Below are 18,874 nucleotides of genomic sequence, written 5' to 3' on the forward strand. Positions count from 1 at the left end.
CCACCTCTCCCCCACAAACCTACAATGATAGCGCCTTCATGATTTCATTTAAAATGGCATTCGATTAGTCCTTCGTAAGAAAATAAACCACACCTGTAATCAGAGCAGAAATGATGACCCACAGAAACTGATAGGCATAGAAGAACGGAACCCCAAACCAAACAGGATGATATGATGCATAAAAAGGCGGATACAGAGTACCAATGAAGGGTATTAACAGTAGCCAAAGCCATACACGACCACGTTTACGTTTGGGTTCTTGCTGCGCATTCATACATTGTCCTCCTTTCTGTTTTATAAGGTAAGTTGCTCAAAAAATATGAGCTAAAATTAAGAGAATTATCGCACAACAAAAAAGGTATCGTCAATTCAATCCTATCCATCACAAACATCCTATATTATCCAAAATAATATCTTTTCATTATTTCTGATCTCCTTTTTCTTTATCTGTATATAACTGAGATAAGGTTACGACTTTGTAGTTTTCATTATGTAGTCCATAGAGTACGATACGTAAGGCACGAATGGTTGAAGTGCGATTACCTCCTTGATCATGAAAAAGCAATATATCGCCTGGACGAATCTGTTCGAGTATTCTTTGAGCCATTTTTTCAGGAGAAGGATTTTGCCAGTCAGAAGAATCAATGCTCCATAGCACTGTACGATAACCCATTTGTTGGGCTATGGAACACACTTTCGCATTTGAGCGACCTCTGGTCGGTCGAAACCACTTTAATTTTCCTGCCTGAGGTATTACCTGATGCATGGCTTTTTCCGTCAACGACAATTCCTGGCTTATTTGATTCTCAGTTCTTCCTGTCAAAAGAATATGATGATAAGTATGATTACCAAACTCATTTCCAGCTTGCCATTCCGAAACCACCAGCTTTTGATAAGGAATGATTCTTTCTCCAATTAAAAAAAATGTTGCATGTGCCTGATATTGTTTCAGAAGTTTTAATATCTGCGGAGTATAGGTCAAACTAGGTCCGTCATCAAAAGTAATCGCCACTTCTTTCGAGGTCATGTTAACTTTACGGAGAATAGAACATTTAGCAAATACCGTTGGAATCGGGGGTATGCATACAAAGAAGAATATGCCTACGAGTATAGAACACACACTTTTTTTCAAATATTTTTTTAATGATTTTAAACATTTTGGGAAATTTCCAAGCAGCACCATGAATGCCTCCACACATCAATTTATGGTTATTGTGAGTTATCGAAAGCAACGCCATACGAAGAAATTTTTGAACGACCCATCCATGAAAAAAGAACTTGGACAGTGAATCACTGTCGAAGTTCTTCAATCACGTTTTTAACTAAAAAGCATGCCTGCTTTGATCGAACTATTTCTCATGAGATTTTTGAATTTTTCATTAGTATGCACCAGCTGCATATCCTGCTGCAGGTACAAGCAAGAAGAACAGTACAAAGATGATTAAGAAGACAACTGCCCAACGAGTATATCCACCAAAACATCCGTACATAAAACATCCCCCTCTCCATCAAACTACCCTATCCTACGATGGACAACCTTTATATCGTCAGGGATAGCAGCCTTAAAGAAGAGGGAAAAGCTGTAGAATATTGGGGATATTTTCAGAAGACTTTACGAATATTAAAAACATCTGACATTAGGTAAATCCCTTGAGGAAATGAATTTCCTAATACCCACCAAGAAAGGCCCCTCAACTGGTACTCATCAATTAGAGAAAATTTTGCAGAGATACTTAGCGCATCATCAAACCAAACCTGGTGACTTTGTGAACCATTCGTATATTCAAAATTAGGAGAAGCGGAAACAGGATCAAACCGTATAGGTGATTTTTCATTGATAGCAAGATTTTGAGCACTATTGTTTGATAAGCTAGCCGCTCTGAGACCTTTGCGCCAAGGAATGGGCCAATCATATCCATAAAGTGTAACTCCCATTAATATTTTTTCTGAAGCAATCACTGAAGTGGCGTAGTCTAAAACATTTTTCACTTGATGGATGGGGGCTACCGCCATCGGAGGTCCACATACCTACATACATACACATCCATACATGTTAAATGGACTCAATATCCAAATATTGCATTACAATCTTGACCAATTAAAATTGAATGTGATAGAATGCGCATAGGTCAAAGGTAGTCAATGTGCCTGTGACTTTTTGAGTGATTTGTTGTCTTTTTCTTCTTCCAATTTAAAATTTTTTATCAACTAAAGTAAGCAATATGGCGGGCGGGCAAATGAGCGAATGTGATAACTTACGCAAGTCGCGCATGGCATTGTTACCGTTTACCAGACGATTCGTGTACGATTACAAACCGAATCGAGGGCTGTCTACATATGGCAAACGAAAACATTGTCCATGAAGCAACAGAAAGAAAGAAAACTTCTAATTTGGACGAGCCATCTTTTACTTTTAGTCAAGAAGTTTTCTTGTCACTAGTTCAGCATTTGCCAATAGGAATTGTTTGCTTCGAATATGAGTCAGTTGCCCTGTATAATCCAGTTGCTGAACAACTCTTCAGTACACTTGGTTATACTCCTAAAAAACTATGGAATCTAGAGGAATTCTTAAAATCTGTTCTGGACATCCGAGAGCCTCTTCGCTATGCTCATCTGTACACGAAACGTTTACATTTGACGAATGGTGAATTATTCATTTTAGAATTCACCATTGTTAGCACTCCAGAACCATCCGTCACTTTTTTAATTCTTAAAGATGTTACGGATTTATTTACGTATAGGGAGTCCATTGAAGAAATGGACAGACTGTTGGTAGTTGGTGAATTAGCCGCCGGTTTGGCACACGAAATTCGCAATCCATTAGCCAGTTTGCGCGGTTTTACACAAATGATTCAGCGTTCCAAAGATCCGGACAGTAATCTATCCTATACACAAATCATGCTTAACGAGCTCGATCGTATTAATGGTCTGGTTGAGGAATTATTACAATTAGCCAAACCAAGAAGCCAACCTTTTTTTCAACGCAATCTAATTGAAATTTTAAATTCAGTAGTGATACTTTTGAATCCGCAAGCTATTGTCAAAAGTTGCGCCATTCACCTTTCTGTAGAAAACTGGGATTGGCAGCAAAATGTGTTATGTCAGCCCAACAAACTTAAACAAGCCTTTATTAATTTAATTAAGAATGCTGTAGAAGCTTCAGAGCCAGGTCGGATTATTGATGTTATTGTAAAAAGAACCCATAAATTTGTGGATATATTCATCATTGACGATGGACCAGGAATTGACGATTCCATTCTCCATCATCTTGGAAAAAAATTTATCACTACCAAAGAAAGTGGTACTGGACTTGGTTTAATGCTCAGTCAAAGTATTATTGCAGACCATATGGGTCAACTTGAAATTTTAAAAAATGAAAAACGTGGTACTGAAGTAAGAATTCGTTTACCTGTTTGCCAATGAATCATTCAAAAGATTGAGTAGGGTGGCAATGTTCTAGACACCAATTTTAACGAGTGCGCTAGACGTGAGCCTGAACAGTTTTGCAGAATTTCTGCATCTGTTCAGGCTCATTTTTTATTTGGAGGGAATATTGACATAATGAACGAACTAACATCCAAACAAAATAACTTGCAACTAGATTGGAATGATTTAGATAAAATTAACTTGCTGAGTGTATTAAGTTCATTACCAGAAAGTGTAGTTCCTACCATACGAGATGCGCTAGCTTCCATTCATGGTTTTGCATATATTCTCATTAAAGATTGTGAACCATACGAGTTCCACCTTACACAAATTGTGAAAATCAGTTTGCATTTGAATGATTTTCTGGAGAGTATTATCGTATGGAACAATCAATTACAACATTCTAATGATGTAGATATATCCTCTTCTATCCAAAATCTTCTCTTAGTTATTAATCAGATCCAGAATTGCTTAAATCAAATCCACACCCATATTATACTTATCCCAGACGAAATCCGGGCCCAATTTTCATTAGCCTTTCTTGTAATGTTGACGGAAAACTATCGATGTAAAACCATTCTGGAACATTTAGCTGAACTTAGTAACGAGCTAAAATTTCCATCCACTCCTTCCCGCTAAATTATTTAAATAAGTGTTTTGTAGAATTATAAAGCCTTATAGGACAAGAAGGTTGAAGGCATGAAAAAGCACTTCACCCCAATCTTCGAGAAGATTTCAAGTAACGAAACCAGAAATTTCCGAGGCGGGAAGTCCCATATGTATCTTCTCCAACCATCGCCTGCCTCTGTTTTTTGGGGCCTTGGAACTCCAACCTTATGCTTCGAAGTTAAGAAGCCTTCCCAAAAAAGCACGAGATCTATCCATCGTGAAGTCATTCTACTTGCACTTCTGATGGCTTCGCTTGAAGGAATAGCCAAGGTAAAGACACATATGCTTATCAACGCGATCGCGATATACGCATCAGCACTAGCCGTAAACCAGATGGAACAACACAAGAAGACTGCGTAAGCTAAAACAAGTTCATCTATGAGAAGAGCTTATCCTTTCACAGTATTGAGGACAAAACAGACAAGGCTTCTATCTGTTTGCAAGTTCCAATCAATAAAAATATCTTGGACGCTTTCTTGAAATATCTCATGGAAGTGTCCATCACGATGAAAATATTTCTTTTCCAGTTCCGCCTTTGTGGTTCGCAATGGAGTTGCATAACCTTTTTGAATCATAGCTTTTTCCAATGGTATAAGAATGCCGTCGCGCTCAACAACGATTAAATGAGCGTTGATTTTAACGGATAGAATCTTTGCAGGAGTTCTCTCCGTTAGTGCACTTAAACGAGCTACCTCTTGATGCAATTTTTCCTTACCCAAGAAATTCACATTTTCAATGGGCAATTGAAATAAGACAATTACAATTCCTGTTCCATTTTCATAACTCCAGTCATGATAGACCTCCAACACATCGCTTTGAAAAAGTACACGCAGTACACCTTTCATCTCTGAAATTAGAGACTGCAAGATTTTCATGCGAGATTCTGCGGCAATGTCCATCTGTCCTTGATCTAACAATACCTCTTCTAGTGAAGAAATAAAATTTGTAACCTGTATCACCAGAACCTGATGTTCTAAAAAAGCCTGACAATGACTGGGTCCTCGTCCAAACATTTCTCTGTGTAAACGACTAAAATAACTGGCTACTTGTTTTAAGGACTCATCCACACCCAGAAGACAACACCTCACACTAAACAATTCATTCATAAATATTTTCTCGATATGGGGTGCTGTCTATTCTGTACAAAATTTATATTTTCATGTTTCCTAACACGGATAATTATTTTCAAATTTGAGCATGCTGAATCGCGTTATGAATAAAATTGAATGACATGATGGGGAGAGGAACAGTGAACCAACCAACCAATACAACCGAATCATTCAATCAGAATGATTTCCATCAAACGATTAGTAATCGTATGAGCAAACTTTTCCGAGAACATTTTGGAAAAGGGCCCGAGTCTGTTTTTGTATCGAGCGGATACAAATTTATTTCCATTTATTTAAGAAATTTTTTATCACCTATGGAAAAAGTATTGCTCGAAAATGATCAAGATTTTACTTTAGCTGAATTAAGGCAACAGGTGATGCAAGCTTTACTTCCAGAGATTAAAGCCTACATTGAAATGCTATCTGGTATTAAAATAGAAGAATTATATTATGACTGGAACTTTCATAATCGTTCAGGATTAATTTTTGCAGTGACTGACAACCCTTTATCGAATATTGCAAACCTTGAACAAGAATTTGAAGGAAAGAAATTACTAGAAGATGAAATTATTCGCATCAGCCAAAACGCCCAAAAAGTTCCTGAAGAAGTATTTTCTTTTCTATTTCATCCAAAAATTCTTGTGATTATTCGTAAAGGTATTCTTGTTCGAATTGAAAAAGAACTTATCCGTGTAGGTCATGGCCCTTTACTAAAAAGGGTGAAAGCTAATCTTGAAAAAAGTTATCTGCATAATACCAGTTCATTTGAAGGGATTTTAAAACAACGTGTACTTGAAGTATTTGTGGATTGGAATTTTGATATTGATAAAAGTATTATTGTGTATATACTCAATCCAAAACGATTGCAAGGACAAGGAGATAAACCCATGGTAGAAAGAGCGGATGCCAATACTTTTGAGCAGGAAGATGAGAATCCATAAGAGAATAGTTTAATGAGGACTATTTTTAATTTAGAAGAGGACGGTTTATGTGCGACAACGTCCAGAACACTTCATTCCAGGAGAACATCATTTACCTGAGTACTCTCCTGTGGTTCATACACCTGTTGGATATTGGGAATATAACCACACTTCACAAACATTTTTTTGTTCTGCGCAAATGTTGCGAATGATGAATTTGCACGAAGCAGAAAATATTATTTCTATGAAAAATCTTCTTCAAACGATTTTAACGGAAGATCATCATCTATGGCTATCCATTTCCAAATCTCATGCAAATAATTACCAAAACTTTACCTTTCGAAATCTAAATTCTTCAGGAATCATGAATTGGCTTCATTGTTCATACGAAACTCTAGTTGTCGATGGAAAAGTTTTAACTATAGGGTCTATTCAAGAATTAACAACATTGCGTGAGGATTTAGATAAAAGTATAGCCATCGCAGATAGGTATTCTTCCGTGCCATGGGATTTACTGCAAAAAGCTTCGAATGCAGCTTTATGGCAATGGGATATCCAGAAAAATATGATTGTCTGGAATATCCATGAAAATGGAACTTTAGTTGCTGAAAATATTCATTCTATGCACCAATTTCTACAATATGTGCATCCTGATGACAGAGCTTGGGTAACACGCATTCTCATCAACTCTTTGACAAATGGTCAATGTGACTTGGAATTTCGTATGCAGATGGATAAAGAACCAACATTATTCGTCCGTCTGATTGCTGAAGCTTTATATGCTTCTGATAGAAAAGCTCATTATCTCTCCGGTTTTCTTATCAATCAAACAAATTATAAATTGCAGGAACTGAAGCTACAAAAAAAAGAACTCATGATGCAACGGGTAGAACAATGTGCTGCATTAGGATATTGGGAACGCTACCCAAATAATGATACAATTTATTTTTCTCCTGAACTTTATGAAATATGGGATTTACCGAAAGAACAGCCTGTGACTTTAGATCTTTTGGTAGAACGTATTCATCCAGACGATCGATGGACTTGGAAAGAAAATATTGATCAATCATACCTGGGCAATCCATACTTTATAGAATATCGAATTATACGCCCAAATGGCGAAACACGTTTTGTTCAATCCTACGGAGAACCCATATATCACGCAGGAAAAGTTACGGAAGTCTATGGTATTTTGCAAGATACGACCCATTTGCGCAACACAGAATGGACATTGCGGCAAAACCAAGAACGCTTGGAAATGGCGGAAGAACTTGCTCAAATGGGCAGTTGGGAGTATGACCCCTTTACAGATGAATTCCGTGCTTCCACTGGTTTTTATCGTATCTTTGAAATGCCGCCATGCTATATATTGACTCTCAATAGAGTGCAGGAGTTTCTGGGAGACATTCATTCTGAGCTTTTTGAAAAAATTAGAGAAAATTTACTGTCTCAACGGATGTGTGAACTAGAATTTGATATTCAACAAAACCGTAAAAATCGCAAACGAATTCGTATGAAGAGTAAAGCCATTGTAAAAGACGATATAGTGGTAAAATATTTCGGTATGTTACAAGATGAAACCGATCAATTGGAAGCAGAAGAGGCATTGCGCGAATCTCAGGAATTGTTGCAAGTATCGGAGAAACTATCTGCTGTTGGTCAATTGGCGGCCGGAGTCGCTCACGAAATTCGCAATCCTTTGACTGCCTTGCACGGCTTTCTTCAACTTCTGCACAGTCAAGCAGAAAATGGAGAAAATGAATTCTACATTCATGTTATGGAATCTGAATTGAACCGAATACGCTCCATCTTGGATGAGTTGTTGATGCTCGCCAAACCCCATCCTGTTCAACATACAGAAATTAAGCTGGATGAATTGGTTCAAAGCGTGGTATCACTCATGGAACCTGAAGCGCGTTTACACAGTATTCACTTTGATATCCTGAGCGATTCCAGTGTCCCATTTATTTATGGCGCCTCCGATCAAATCAAACAGGTATTGATCAATCTAATTAAGAACGCTATTGAATCCATGAGTTCTGGTGGCGTTTTAACCATACGCATCCAACGAAAGCTAAAATACGTGGAAATTTTGTTAGTAGATCAAGGAATAGGCATACCCCAAGAAATTTTAGACAAGATAGGTCAACCGTTTTTTACTACCAAAGAGAGCGGCACAGGACTCGGTTTAATGGTAAGCCAGAACATTATCCATTCGCATGGCGGCAAATTGGATATTCAGAGTGAACCTGGAGTAGGTACGGCTGTTAGAGTGTATTTACCATTACCTGCAGATGAATATAACTCACCGTAAGAAGTACTGTGCTTGTGATCAAGGATGATTCACTAAAAAATAGCGATACTGTATAGAAAGTGTGCTTTGAGAAACCTGAATCTCTTGTATCATTTTTTGCAGAATAGCCCTGGTTGTCTCAGGAGCTGGCGACGGAGTATGAAGCAGTTCTTCTACTACATGAAAAAGCGTTTGCTGCGCATCAAGAGGGGCACTGCCTCCTTGATGCTCGTTTTTGGATTCGGCTAGTAGAGTTTCCTCAATATTCCTTAAATGCTGTAGTTGTTGCTTTAATTTTTGATTGAGGGGCAAAAAGACTTCTTCTGATAATCCATCCTGTGAATAGGCCATAAAAAGTTCTTGCGACTGTTTAATGACCCTATCCATCTGTTTTTGAATTGCCAATCTCTTTTTGGAGACGCTGATACAACTTTGTTTTACATTGGGAAGTTCATGCGAAGACAGTAACCGTTTCAACTGCTGGAGTACAGCGTTTTGCACCATCTTTTCTATTTCATCTGCTGGCAGATAGGATTGTTTACAGAAGAAAACACCTTTTTCCGCTTGGGATCGACATCGATAATAACGTTTCCCTCGACCGTTTTTCTTTACAATCATTCGACTGCCACAAGAACAGCGGAGCAATCCATTTGATAAAAGATGAACTTGACCGGATCGGCCTGGATATTTTCTTCTTTGCTCCATGAGCGTATGAACTTGAGAAAAAATTTCTCGACTGATAATGGGTGGATGAGCCGATGGACAAACCGCTTGAGAGTTCTTATCTTTACTCCAAACTGTTATTCTACGGCGTTTTAACCAGTTGTGGCTACTAGGCGCAAGTAAGCGTTTCTCTCTCCGACCATAGACTACATCACCAGTATATGCAGGATTTTCCAATATACGGGATATTGTCCTGGCCGTCCAATCGGCGTTTCTTTTGGTTTTCCATAATCGTTTGTTTAAAATCTCAGCGATTTTGCGTGTTCCATATCCTTGCAGATAAAGTGAGAAAATTTCCCGAATCACGGGCGCAAACGTTTCGTCAATTTCCAAACGCTGTGTTTGCGGATTGAGAAGATACCCGTCTGGCGGCTGTCCATTCCAACGTCCAGATTTCGCTTTCTGCATAGCTCCCATACGCACTCGTATAGAAATTTTCTCCGATTCAGCTTGGGCCAATGCACTATGGATGGTAAAGATAAATTCGGCGTTATCTTTTTGGCTATCAAAATTCTCTTCAAGTGAAAGAACACGTACCCCAACAGCAAGCAAAGTGCGCAAAAGCAGGAGCGCATCCACCGTGTCACGCGCCAAACGAGAAATTCCTTTAAAAAGTACCACCTGGAAACAACCTGCCCTAGCATCAGCAAGCAATTTCTGAGCTTGTAAACGATTCACCAAGCTAGTACCAGACACTGCCTCATCCACATAAATCCATTCATCCGGAGTTTCCCAATATTCTCCCAGTTCCTGACCGCGTCTTCTGGCCATCTCCCGACAGACTGAAATTTGGTGTTCGAGCGAGTCACCCGAAAGTTGCGATTCATCGGATACGCGAGCGTAAATGGCGCAGCGAGTCAACCGCAACTCCCCTTCATAGAAAGGCTCATCATGCGATGAGAGCACTGACTGTTCCACCGCTTGATCCAAACGCAAATATTCCAGTAAGATCAGCAAACAATCATTCCATACTTTGTCTTCCGACTCGCCACCTTCAAATTTCTCCTCAATAATCCACTTCTTCGGCACCTACATCACCTAATGCATGTTTATGCCAGGGAGAGATGTCCACTTGCCTACTTATCGATCACGCCAATCTACTACGAGAAAAAAACCATATTTATCCTCTTCGTCATCATCAATGTCGTCCCATTCCACAAATCCCACTTCTCTTGGTTCTTTTTTCTCTTGCATGCCTACACACTCCATAGTTCTCTTTTTTATATGTTTCTCACTCAAGCATCAGTGAATTGGATGAAAAGCAAACACTGTATTGCTCATCACCTCAAACAACCAACTGCGGTGAAGTGTTTCTACCTTAACTTTCTCTCCTGCCGCCCCCATCACATAAAATAGTGGGACAAAGTGTTCGCGGGCCATAGAGGGTACAGCAACTTCCGCATAAGGCGCAATCTTCTCATAAGCAAATAACTTTTCCAAATCCCAAGCCTGCAAAGTTTCTTCTAGCCAATTCTCAAAACTGTACACAGCCTTCTTGATTTCTGGCCGATCACGATAAGGTAAAATTTGAAAGTTGTGTACAGTTACCCCACTTCCAATCACAAGTATATTTTCCTTCGCCAAAGCTTCTAACTGTCGACCTACAGCAAAGAGAGCCTGCGGAGATTGATTGGGCTGAACCGATAAAGCAACAATCGGAATATCTGCGTGCGGATACAATCGATGGAGAATGGTCCATACACCGTGATCGAGCCCACGTTTCTCATCCACCACATAAGGAATACCAGCCGATTGTAGACGTTGCTGAATCTGTTTGGCCAATGCTGGATGACCTTGGGCAGGATACTCAACCTGATAAAGTTCAGGCGGAAAACCTGCAAAATCGTAAATCATGGAATATTGCTCTACCTCACTGACAGTCAGAATTTTAGATTCCCAATGTGCAGAAAAAATGACAATAGCTTTCGGACGTGGTAGAGTTTTCCCAAGTTTATCAAGGAATTTGCCGTACTCACTGTCTTCAATGGCTACCATGGGTGAACCGTGGGCAATGAACATGGGTGATATCATCGAATACTCCCCTATCGTTACTTAGATATTTTCAGTATATCACTCAACCGTTCATTTCCTATTTTAGGATAACTGATTAACCCACATCTCCACTCGATGATGAAGTTAAAATCAGGCCTTTACCCAATGCTTTGCGTAAATGATACGTACTCAAAATCAATATAGGCTGCCCTATAAGATAGAACCAGCTCAATGGAAACAACACTTGATTAACTAAATTATCCCAAGCCTGTTGATTCGGAACGACTTGAAAAACTGAAATTACCGCAACTGTCACTCCTACAACTAACCAGGCTCGAATATGAACTGACAAATTGAGAGATTTCATTATCGTTTCGGAAAGCCCCCATAAATGGTTACTGAAAAATACTACTTCAAAAAACGTTACCAGACTGACAAAGACAATACCGAATCGTTCAACCAATAGACCCTGCAACTGAGCCAACTGCAATACAAATTCTGTAGGATGGGTCAGTGATTGTATTCCTGAATAGCCAATCACTACTACTGAAGTTACATAGATCAAAATAAGCGTACCTGTTGCAAAAGCCATACTGAGCAAAGGAATACTAAATGATTCTCGGCGATGTTGAATAACGTAAGGGTTGAGTATCAAATAGAGGCTGAATCCTAGAAATATAGGAAATAGATGTTCGGCTCCAAACAAAGATTGCTGCAGATTTACAGGATGATAAAATATTCCTGTCCAATGCGCGTGAATCAGTGAATTGATACAGGAAAAACAGAGAATGCCTAAAATAATTGGAAATATCAGCGAGGCGGAACTTGCCAATGTCTCTAATCCATAGAGAGCACCTATCATAGCAACAATTCCCATGCTACTGACAATGACAAAACGGGGAGTATTCGGTAATATGGATTTTAAAATCAGTGAGAAGGAGAAAAGACTCAGAGAGACAAACAGAATATAGCCAGGAATGTAACTGAGCGTAAAAAAACGTCCTAACCATTTTCCAAATATCATTTCCCCGATTTGCCCACCAGATATGGGATAGAATGTTTTGTTTATCCAACCATGCAAAACGGCCGAAAGAATACCAAACATACAAACCCCGAGTATCGCCCATTGCCCATCTATGCCTGAAAAACTCACTGCATATCTTGGAAAAACCCAAAACAGAAGCGGTAGAAAACTAGTAGAGAGAAGACAGATTGCCTGAATATGAGTCAATTTTAGCAACGGTTTCCCACCCTTCTACATCAGAACTCCTTTGCTGCTTATCCATGCTTGAACATCGATTTCCACGGACGCTTTTTGAAAGATGCGGTTCCAATTGCTCCGTACTTGTTGCTCTTGTTCAGGATGTTTTTGAAGATAGATTTCTCCATATCCCAAAACATCTGCCCCATGTTTTTGCAACAGCTTTAAGGTTTGCAAAATCTGCATTCGTTCATACTGCTCGACTGTATTTTGAAGCGCCATGACATTGGCTGGGGGCATATTCGCTAAACTCACATGACCCCGTTTTCCCAAAATGCCGTGAATATAAATACGTGCATAGAGATTCATTTTCGAGTTGCGCCTAAAACATCGCATTTGGCTTTCCCCGTACACTGAAGACAAGGACACGATTTTTTGATGATAGGGAATATCTAAATTCATATTTTTGACTGTTCCAAGCAAAAAATTTACTGATAACGTTTGTTTTTTGGAGAGAGTAAATACTTTCCCATCTGGTGGATAGACCGTAATTCCTTCAGCCAGAAGTCTGTTAACTTTGCCAGTCTGGTCTTTCCATGGACGAATGAGAGGTAAAGAAGAAGCATATCCTGGCAGTGTTTGATCACGCCAAAACTCCCAAAGCGTTCGACTGATATAGTAGCCATTTTGGTGAAAAATCCCACCAAACCGCTTACTGAGATCATCCGATGCCGAAATTTTATCCAGTTTTGCGCTTAAGACATCTGCAGCCTGGAATGGACTGCTAACCATATAAGCCATTCGATTCGTACGTGGTTCACGGATTAAATCTTCTAAAATATCCTGCTGCATCTCTCGTCTTAGTTTACTATTGAGCACTATAGTCTGAATTTGACTCAAATCAAGATTGCGATTTATTTTTAATTGTATAGAGCGGAGAATTTCTCCTAATGTATAGCCTTCCGCTGATTCTTCAGCATGATTTTTTCCGTTTTCTGACGAACCTCCTCCTTCACCTAAAGAGCCTGAAAAGACCGGATATTGAATGGTGACGCGAAATTTTTTTGGATTGCCATCCTGTGATTGATCAATAGCCATACCAATCGCCAGGGCCTTGGTGTTCATTGCTTGATAATCCCAGCAACCAGGAATAAACAATAACATGCATACCATAAAGCCGGTAAGCAGATATTTGTTCACCATATTGTTCATATTCTTCTATCCTCTGACTTTTTCAAAACATGGGGATTCTTTTCCAGTAAAGGATGTGGAGCAGGATCGGTATAATCGGAACTTCGAGTAGATTCCTTATTGTTAAGGTGTTCCGCTCGCTTGTCGAGCATGGCCAGCGGAAAGCGGAATATTCCATCCAGGAAAAAATCTTTCCAATGTTCCCCATTTATAGGAACCATATATTTACTTCCAAATGATTTTAAAGAATACATGTGGTACATCATTAACATACTCATCAACAACAATCAATACACTCCGAATAAACTTGCTCCAATAATATTCGCCCAACTAAGTATGCGGGTGACCGTAGTAAATTCATAATTGGGAATTACGAATGTAGCAATCGCCGTGAGAGCAATCACTACAATTAAAATATTGCTGACCAATCCTGCCTCTACAGCCGCTTGACCTAAAACCAGACCACCCACAATACCAATGGTCTGCCCCATAACTTTTGGCATACGAAGTGCTGCTTCGCGAATAATCTCTATCGAAAATTGCATCGTGATGACTTCCAGGGAAGCATTCAGCGGTACAGTTTCTCGTGAACCTGCTATCTGCATGACTAGAATATGTGGCATCAATTCCGGATTAAAATCTGTCAGCGAGATATAGGCACCTGGCAAATAGATGGCAAGAAGAAAGGAAACTATACGTAACCAACGAGTTAGCGTTGCTTCGATATAATTATGTTGATCATCTTCCATAGTCTGAAAATTATCAAAAATGTTCCCAGGCACAATCAATCCTGTTGGATCACCATCAACTAAAATCAAAATTTTACCTTGCCCAATTTCTTTCGTAGCATTGTCCAATCGAGAGTTAGCGCGAGTCAGTGGAAAAATGGTCCAGCGATTATCCACAATTCTTTGCTCAAGTGTTGCGCTGCCTGTCAATTTATCCACATGTACTGCTTCAATACGTTTAGTCACCGTCTCTAGCAAGGTCATGTTGACCACGTCATGCTCATAGATAAGCGCGACACGTGTACGGCTGCGATACCCAACAACTATTTCTCGAATTGTGAGCGCATCACTTTGTAGTACGTGGCGGAGTAAACCGAGGTTAATGTTTAAATCTTCTACAAATGCAACTTGTGCTCCACGTGAGCTAGATTCCAAAAGCGGCAAATTAGGTCTGCGCTGTTCAACCGAACCTGCACCAACAGACACCGCTCGATTGAGACCATCGACCAGGAGAACAGCTTCACCGAGTGTCAGTCGTTCACGGATTTCCCACAAATTTTCCATAATCGTAATATTGGTACTCGTTAAAACATGGCGAGCCAGATAAGAAGGTAGAACTTTCATACTCAAATGTTTGGGAAAATCATGACTTTTTATTCTTTCTAAAAGTTCCTCAATAACTTGCTTATCCGTGATGGTAGCAAAGAAGGCAACAGCGACTTCACGTCCATTGATGTCTGAACTGCTGATCCGAAAATCTATACTTCGTCCTGCCGTTTGTCGGAGATATTTTACAGTATGATTTAAGTCTCCCGTAATTTTTGGCGCATCACGCCAATCTGGCACTTTCGGTTTGTAGCGACTTGGGTATCGATCTTTGGCGTCACTGCGATTAAAGATTCCAAACAAATCCATCACTCTTTCATGTATTTTACCTGTTTCACCTTCTTTTCCCCAATAAAAATTACATTTATACAGTTGACAAGAAACCGCACACTGAACATCTTATCATGTCTACCCTTTTTAGAGGTTTGTGTGGTAGTCAAATGCTGGCTAGTGGAGGTCCACCGACCCATCCCCACTCATACGTCATGAGCATTAGAAAATCTACTTCCCGCCCGAGTGTGCGATAATCAAACGCCCCCATCCATGGTGCATTCGGTTCATCCGATGTCTTTGGTCCCATGGCTATGGAAAGTGAATAATTACGTGCCCTGACTGCATCCCCGAGCTGCTGAATAAATTGATTATAAAGCGGGCGATCCGTTGGCCGCATATGTTCAAAGTCTACATTAACGCCACGAAAACCACGCTCCCCAAGCTCGGACAAAATATGATCGATTACTTTTTGACGCATCGAACGGTTTGCCAGGATGGTATGAGCTAATTCCGTATTAAAAGTGTTGCCATCAAAATTAGTAACCGTCATAAGCGGAGCAATTTCATAACGTTTGGCCGCTTGACGAGCAACCGCGTCGTTAAGCGGCTTGAGCGTACCGTCTGCTTTCACCTGGTAGGAAAACATACTGACATAAGTAATGTCTGAGACCGTTTGCAACATTTCAGCATCGGAAGGCTGTCCACTAGGCGTCATATAGGCATTCACTTCAATCGTTTTCTTGCTGGTCAACAATTCTGGTACATAGAGAGTCCGTCCAGCCACCAGTTCTTTTCCGGCTGTTGCTGGACTGATACCGAGCCAACGCGAGAGACCCTGTTCGGGTATTTGCAATTTTTCACTGATAGATTTTAACGTATCACCTGGCTGAACCGTGTAGGGACGGACAGTCGTCGGCTTGCCAGGTACCAACAAGTGCAGTCCGGGTACTAATAACTCTTGATTGTCCAGCTCATTCAGACGCAGCAATTCACGCACCGTTGTTCCATAAATCGCAGCAATTGAACGCAGCGTATCGCCGCGCATGACAGTATGAATACGCAATGTTTATCCCCCGCTTGCCGGTCTAAGCGATCCGTATAGTGGACCTGAGGCCATAGGAATGGATTCATAACCTCAACCAATCGCATTCCCACATTTCCTGTTCTCCCCATGCTATGCGAGAATAGGCGATTGTGCCTGTAAAAAAATCTACCCGGCAAGGCTTGTCCGCATGGTTCCACTCCATAACCAGACCCAATTTGTTTATGAAGGGTTGACCCGCTTAAAAATATCTGCCAACCGTCCCTCATAGACAAGGGTATAATCAGCATCATTCTCCAAATAAACGGTCAGGGCATAATTGGGTGGCATGAGAATATAGCGAAACTGATATTCATCGAGTAAAGCCGGAGCATCACTGGCTAAATTTTGCAAGTCCATATAATTAGCAAAAGTATGGTTTTCGAGAAAAATATCGGTTCGTCCATCGACAAAAGTGGGGATATGTTCATAAATGAGAAACCCTCCCCAGTCGTACGCGTTGAGTAAACTGGTTTGGACATGGTGTTTTTGTAAATAGGCAGCCGCACCAAACGGAAAAGCATTTCTGGAGAGATGTTGACGAAAGGTTCCTTTGACGGTTGGCAATGCATAACCAAGCCAGACCAACGCCAGGATTGAGACCATACCCGAAAGCATACGCCATAAAAAAGAACGGTTGGCGTCGCTCAGTGAAAATCGCTGAGGAATCATTTGAGCCAAAAGTACAGCAGAGGATATAGAAAAATAAGGTAGAAAACGCTGATAGACCAAGGTGAGTGCAAAAGTCACTGCCGTATAAATAAAAAACTTCCATAACACCCCTCGACGTTGATAGGCGAGTAGCGTAAGAAGAATGAGAAAATAAGGCAATACGCCCCATTTATACAGGGATTGATGAAAATCCGGTGAATGCCATTCCATAATGCTGCGCACCATGAGGGCATTACCGCCAAGCAGTGCGTACGCATATTCGTGCCAATGATTCGGATTCAACAATCCTATTGCCGCCGATGTGATGGCAAAGAAAGCTAGCTGAAGCCGATCTCGTTGAGAAAATGAAGATTGAACAAGCGCCCCCCATGAGGGCAGAAACGATAGAGCCAGTTCAAAAAGTATCATCAACGGTCCTAATGGTGCAGAAGCGTGTGAGTTTGCCCAAATGAGCATGAGAGGTAAACTGAGCCAAATGTAGCGACGATGACCTCGTCGATAGCTCTCCAGTATCCACAAAAAAACAGCAAATAAGGCGTAGGAAAAAATTTGTGGGCGAATAACCCAAAATGGCCAGCCTACGAGAACAGCAAGAATTGCCAGTAAAGCAGCTACGACTGCATTTCCGCCCGCCAGCCGTCGAGCCAGCACATAAACAAAACCAAGCGTCACACATTGTATAACAACAATTAAAAACCATATTCCCGCAAATTGAAAATGTAAGGACAGCCAAGCAAGTATCACCTCAAACAGCCATTCCTGAGTTACCCATGGCTTACCACGCATAGACCAGGAAAAAACATCGTGCCGCGGAATATGGTGGTGCTGAAGAATATACATGCCTGTAGCCATGTGCCATGGTGTATCGGGATCGGTCAACGGTGCCATGGCGTTACAGGCAAAAAGTACAGTCCAAACTACAAGTAGAGCAGTAGACGGACTCAGCAGCTTGTGTTTGAGGCGATTCGCTTGCATGACTCCTCCTTCTATAAGAGTTCATCCGAGCAGGCAGATTCACTCATAGCTTTCTCTACTGCTTGATTAAGCACCCAATTGATGGCGCACCAGTAAATCGACATAGTAACAGGTCACGGCAACAACAGAAAAAGGCGTCAATAAAATATTGACCACAGAATCCAGTGTAGAAGATAGCCAAATAGGCATCTGACCTCCACCCAAAAAACTGATGAGGAGCGGGATAATTCCATTCAGAAGAACAATCAGCAGCAAAAAGAAAAGCGTTCGAAAAAAGAAACGCTTGGTTAATCCCCAAGATTGTCCTACTGCCATCAGTCCAGCTATCGGCTGTGCGAGAGTGACCGTCAAAGAAAGACTAAAGCGCACAGCAAAATAAATCGCAATGACGAAGAGTAGTATAAAGAGCAAAAGATAGACCCAATGTAATCCAGAGGCTAGCGAAACAACTGCCGTAGGTACACCAAGCAAAAGCGAAACAGCCATGGAACCACCAATGACCAAAATCGCTAGCATCATTACTGTACCAATATAAGGAAACCAGCGACGGACTGCATAGCTAGAACCATCATTTAAAGAAGGCGCCTCTCCTTTGCTCGTCAAATACATCACAAGAAAAATCAGCATGCCATTGACAAAAGGTTTAGCGACCACCAAATAGATCAACGAAACGGCGAGCAGCCAAATATAGCCATGAACTGCAGCAGACAATGCTGGCGAACTCGCCGCCTGTCCCTCTGGGGTGTTTTGCAGTTGTGAAAAAGCTTGGGTCATTTGTTGCAAAGCTTTAGGATTAGCGTAACGAGCTGATACATAGATGTTTAATAAACTGTAGGGTACAAGAATGGCAATGGTGGCACCAAATAAATAGCCCGGATATTTGCGAAATATTTTCCATGCTTCACCATAAATAGCCCAAAATCCAAGCGGTTTTTGTAAACTTCTAGATCCATTCAAACGGACAGACCTCCCGACCCAATTCTTCCGTCCATGATAGCATAGGCTAAGTAAATGC

Annotated in this window: 17 protein-coding genes; 4 read left to right on the forward strand and 13 right to left on the reverse strand. The window is 40.7% G+C overall.

All coding sequences use genetic code 11. From position 1 onward, the window contains the following. Nucleotides 1-64: 64 nt before the first annotated feature. From FY534_RS11430 to FY534_RS11440, 3 genes are all read right to left on the reverse strand, one after another. Nucleotides 65-274 carry a DUF3311 domain-containing protein gene (locus FY534_RS11430; RefSeq protein WP_072875023.1) on the reverse strand — a complete coding sequence of 70 codons (210 nt, stop codon included), beginning with the start codon at nucleotides 272-274 and terminating at the stop codon, nucleotides 65-67. Nucleotides 275-421: 147 nt separating this feature from the next. Beyond that, nucleotides 422-1,180, reverse strand: coding sequence for a polysaccharide deacetylase family protein (locus FY534_RS11435; protein WP_238413533.1), 759 nt, complete (start codon nucleotides 1,178-1,180; stop codon nucleotides 422-424). Nucleotides 1,181-1,602: 422 nt separating this feature from the next. Then, complete coding sequence (locus FY534_RS11440; protein WP_072875024.1) at nucleotides 1,603-2,013, reverse strand: glycosyl hydrolase family 18 protein; 411 nt, start codon at nucleotides 2,011-2,013, stop codon at nucleotides 1,603-1,605. A gap of 324 nt (nucleotides 2,014-2,337) precedes the next feature. On the opposite strand from FY534_RS11440, the gene FY534_RS11445 reads away from it, so the two are divergent. After that, entirely contained in the window at nucleotides 2,338-3,423 is a 1,086-nt protein-coding gene (locus FY534_RS11445) for an ATP-binding protein (RefSeq protein WP_203114610.1), read from the forward strand. 138 nt (nucleotides 3,424-3,561) lie between these two features. Beyond that, nucleotides 3,562-4,065, forward strand: coding sequence for a hypothetical protein (locus FY534_RS11450; protein ID WP_238413534.1), 504 nt, complete (start codon nucleotides 3,562-3,564; stop codon nucleotides 4,063-4,065). 419 nt (nucleotides 4,066-4,484) lie between these two features. On the opposite strand, the gene FY534_RS11455 is transcribed toward FY534_RS11450, so the two are convergent. Continuing rightward, on the reverse strand, nucleotides 4,485-5,201 hold the full coding sequence (locus FY534_RS11455) for a Na-translocating system protein MpsC family protein (RefSeq protein WP_083574349.1): 717 nt from the start codon (nucleotides 5,199-5,201) through the stop codon (nucleotides 4,485-4,487). 143 nt (nucleotides 5,202-5,344) lie between these two features. Between FY534_RS11455 and FY534_RS11460 the strand changes: the two genes are divergently transcribed. Further along, a complete protein-coding gene (locus tag FY534_RS11460) occupies nucleotides 5,345-6,145 on the forward strand; it encodes a Na-translocating system protein MpsC family protein (RefSeq protein WP_072875027.1) in 801 nt (266 codons plus the stop codon). A 49-nt stretch (nucleotides 6,146-6,194) separates the two neighbouring features. After that, a complete protein-coding gene (locus FY534_RS11465; RefSeq protein ID WP_203114612.1) occupies nucleotides 6,195-8,438 on the forward strand; it encodes an ATP-binding protein in 2,244 nt (747 codons plus the stop codon). A gap of 18 nt (nucleotides 8,439-8,456) precedes the next feature. Here the strand turns inward: FY534_RS11465 and FY534_RS11470 are convergent, their stop codons facing one another. The 9 genes from FY534_RS11470 to FY534_RS11510 all read right to left on the reverse strand — a co-directional run bounded on the left by FY534_RS11470 (nucleotide 8,457) and on the right by FY534_RS11510 (nucleotide 18,816). Then, a complete protein-coding gene (locus tag FY534_RS11470; RefSeq protein WP_203114613.1) occupies nucleotides 8,457-10,169 on the reverse strand; it encodes a recombinase family protein in 1,713 nt (570 codons plus the stop codon). 213 nt (nucleotides 10,170-10,382) lie between these two features. Beyond that, on the reverse strand, nucleotides 10,383-11,171 hold the full coding sequence (locus FY534_RS11475) for a DODA-type extradiol aromatic ring-opening family dioxygenase (RefSeq protein WP_203114614.1): 789 nt from the start codon (nucleotides 11,169-11,171) through the stop codon (nucleotides 10,383-10,385). A gap of 76 nt (nucleotides 11,172-11,247) precedes the next feature. Further along, nucleotides 11,248-12,372, reverse strand: coding sequence for a GerAB/ArcD/ProY family transporter (locus FY534_RS11480; RefSeq protein WP_203114615.1), 1,125 nt, complete (start codon nucleotides 12,370-12,372; stop codon nucleotides 11,248-11,250). A 15-nt stretch (nucleotides 12,373-12,387) separates the two neighbouring features. Beyond that, nucleotides 12,388-13,545: a Ger(x)C family spore germination protein gene (locus FY534_RS11485; protein WP_203114616.1), complete on the reverse strand. Its 1,158-nt coding sequence runs from the start codon at nucleotides 13,543-13,545 to the stop codon at nucleotides 12,388-12,390. Further along, the gene (locus FY534_RS15070; protein ID WP_203114617.1) at nucleotides 13,542-13,811 is read right to left on the reverse strand and encodes a spore germination protein; all 270 of its coding nucleotides are present in this window, start codon (nucleotides 13,809-13,811) and stop codon (nucleotides 13,542-13,544) included. The genes FY534_RS11485 and FY534_RS15070 overlap by 4 nt, the downstream gene beginning before the upstream one ends. Continuing rightward, nucleotides 13,812-15,161, reverse strand: coding sequence for a spore germination protein (locus FY534_RS11495; RefSeq protein ID WP_370541531.1), 1,350 nt, complete (start codon nucleotides 15,159-15,161; stop codon nucleotides 13,812-13,814). 133 nt (nucleotides 15,162-15,294) lie between these two features. Continuing rightward, nucleotides 15,295-16,194 carry a LysM peptidoglycan-binding domain-containing protein gene (locus tag FY534_RS11500; protein ID WP_072875035.1) on the reverse strand — a complete coding sequence of 300 codons (900 nt, stop codon included), beginning with the start codon at nucleotides 16,192-16,194 and terminating at the stop codon, nucleotides 15,295-15,297. 201 nt (nucleotides 16,195-16,395) lie between these two features. Continuing rightward, a complete protein-coding gene (locus tag FY534_RS11505) occupies nucleotides 16,396-17,859 on the reverse strand; it encodes a hypothetical protein (RefSeq protein WP_203114619.1) in 1,464 nt (487 codons plus the stop codon). Nucleotides 17,860-17,925: 66 nt separating this feature from the next. Beyond that, entirely contained in the window at nucleotides 17,926-18,816 is an 891-nt protein-coding gene (locus tag FY534_RS11510; protein WP_203114620.1) for a hypothetical protein, read from the reverse strand. Between the last annotated feature and the right edge of the window lie 58 nt (nucleotides 18,817-18,874).

Origin of the sequence: Alicyclobacillus sp. TC (genome assembly GCF_016804365.1) — a bacterium.
GTDB lineage: Bacteria > Bacillota > Bacilli > Alicyclobacillales > Alicyclobacillaceae > Alicyclobacillus_I > Alicyclobacillus_I tolerans.

Coding starts and splice junctions, on each gene's coding strand:
- FY534_RS11505 (WP_203114619.1), bottom strand. CDS start 17,859: ATGCAAGCGAATCGCCTCAAACACAAGCTGCTGAGTCCGTCTACTGCT.
- FY534_RS11440 (WP_072875024.1), bottom strand. CDS start 2,013: ATGGCGGTAGCCCCCATCCATCAAGTGAAAAATGTTTTAGACTACGCC.
- FY534_RS11450 (WP_238413534.1), top strand. CDS start 3,562: ATGAACGAACTAACATCCAAACAAAATAACTTGCAACTAGATTGGAAT.
- FY534_RS11455 (WP_083574349.1), bottom strand. CDS start 5,201: ATGAATGAATTGTTTAGTGTGAGGTGTTGTCTTCTGGGTGTGGATGAG.
- FY534_RS11485 (WP_203114616.1), bottom strand. CDS start 13,545: ATGAACAATATGGTGAACAAATATCTGCTTACCGGCTTTATGGTATGC.
- FY534_RS11430 (WP_072875023.1), bottom strand. CDS start 274: ATGAATGCGCAGCAAGAACCCAAACGTAAACGTGGTCGTGTATGGCTT.
- FY534_RS11475 (WP_203114614.1), bottom strand. CDS start 11,171: ATGATATCACCCATGTTCATTGCCCACGGTTCACCCATGGTAGCCATT.
- FY534_RS11445 (WP_203114610.1), top strand. CDS start 2,338: ATGGCAAACGAAAACATTGTCCATGAAGCAACAGAAAGAAAGAAAACT.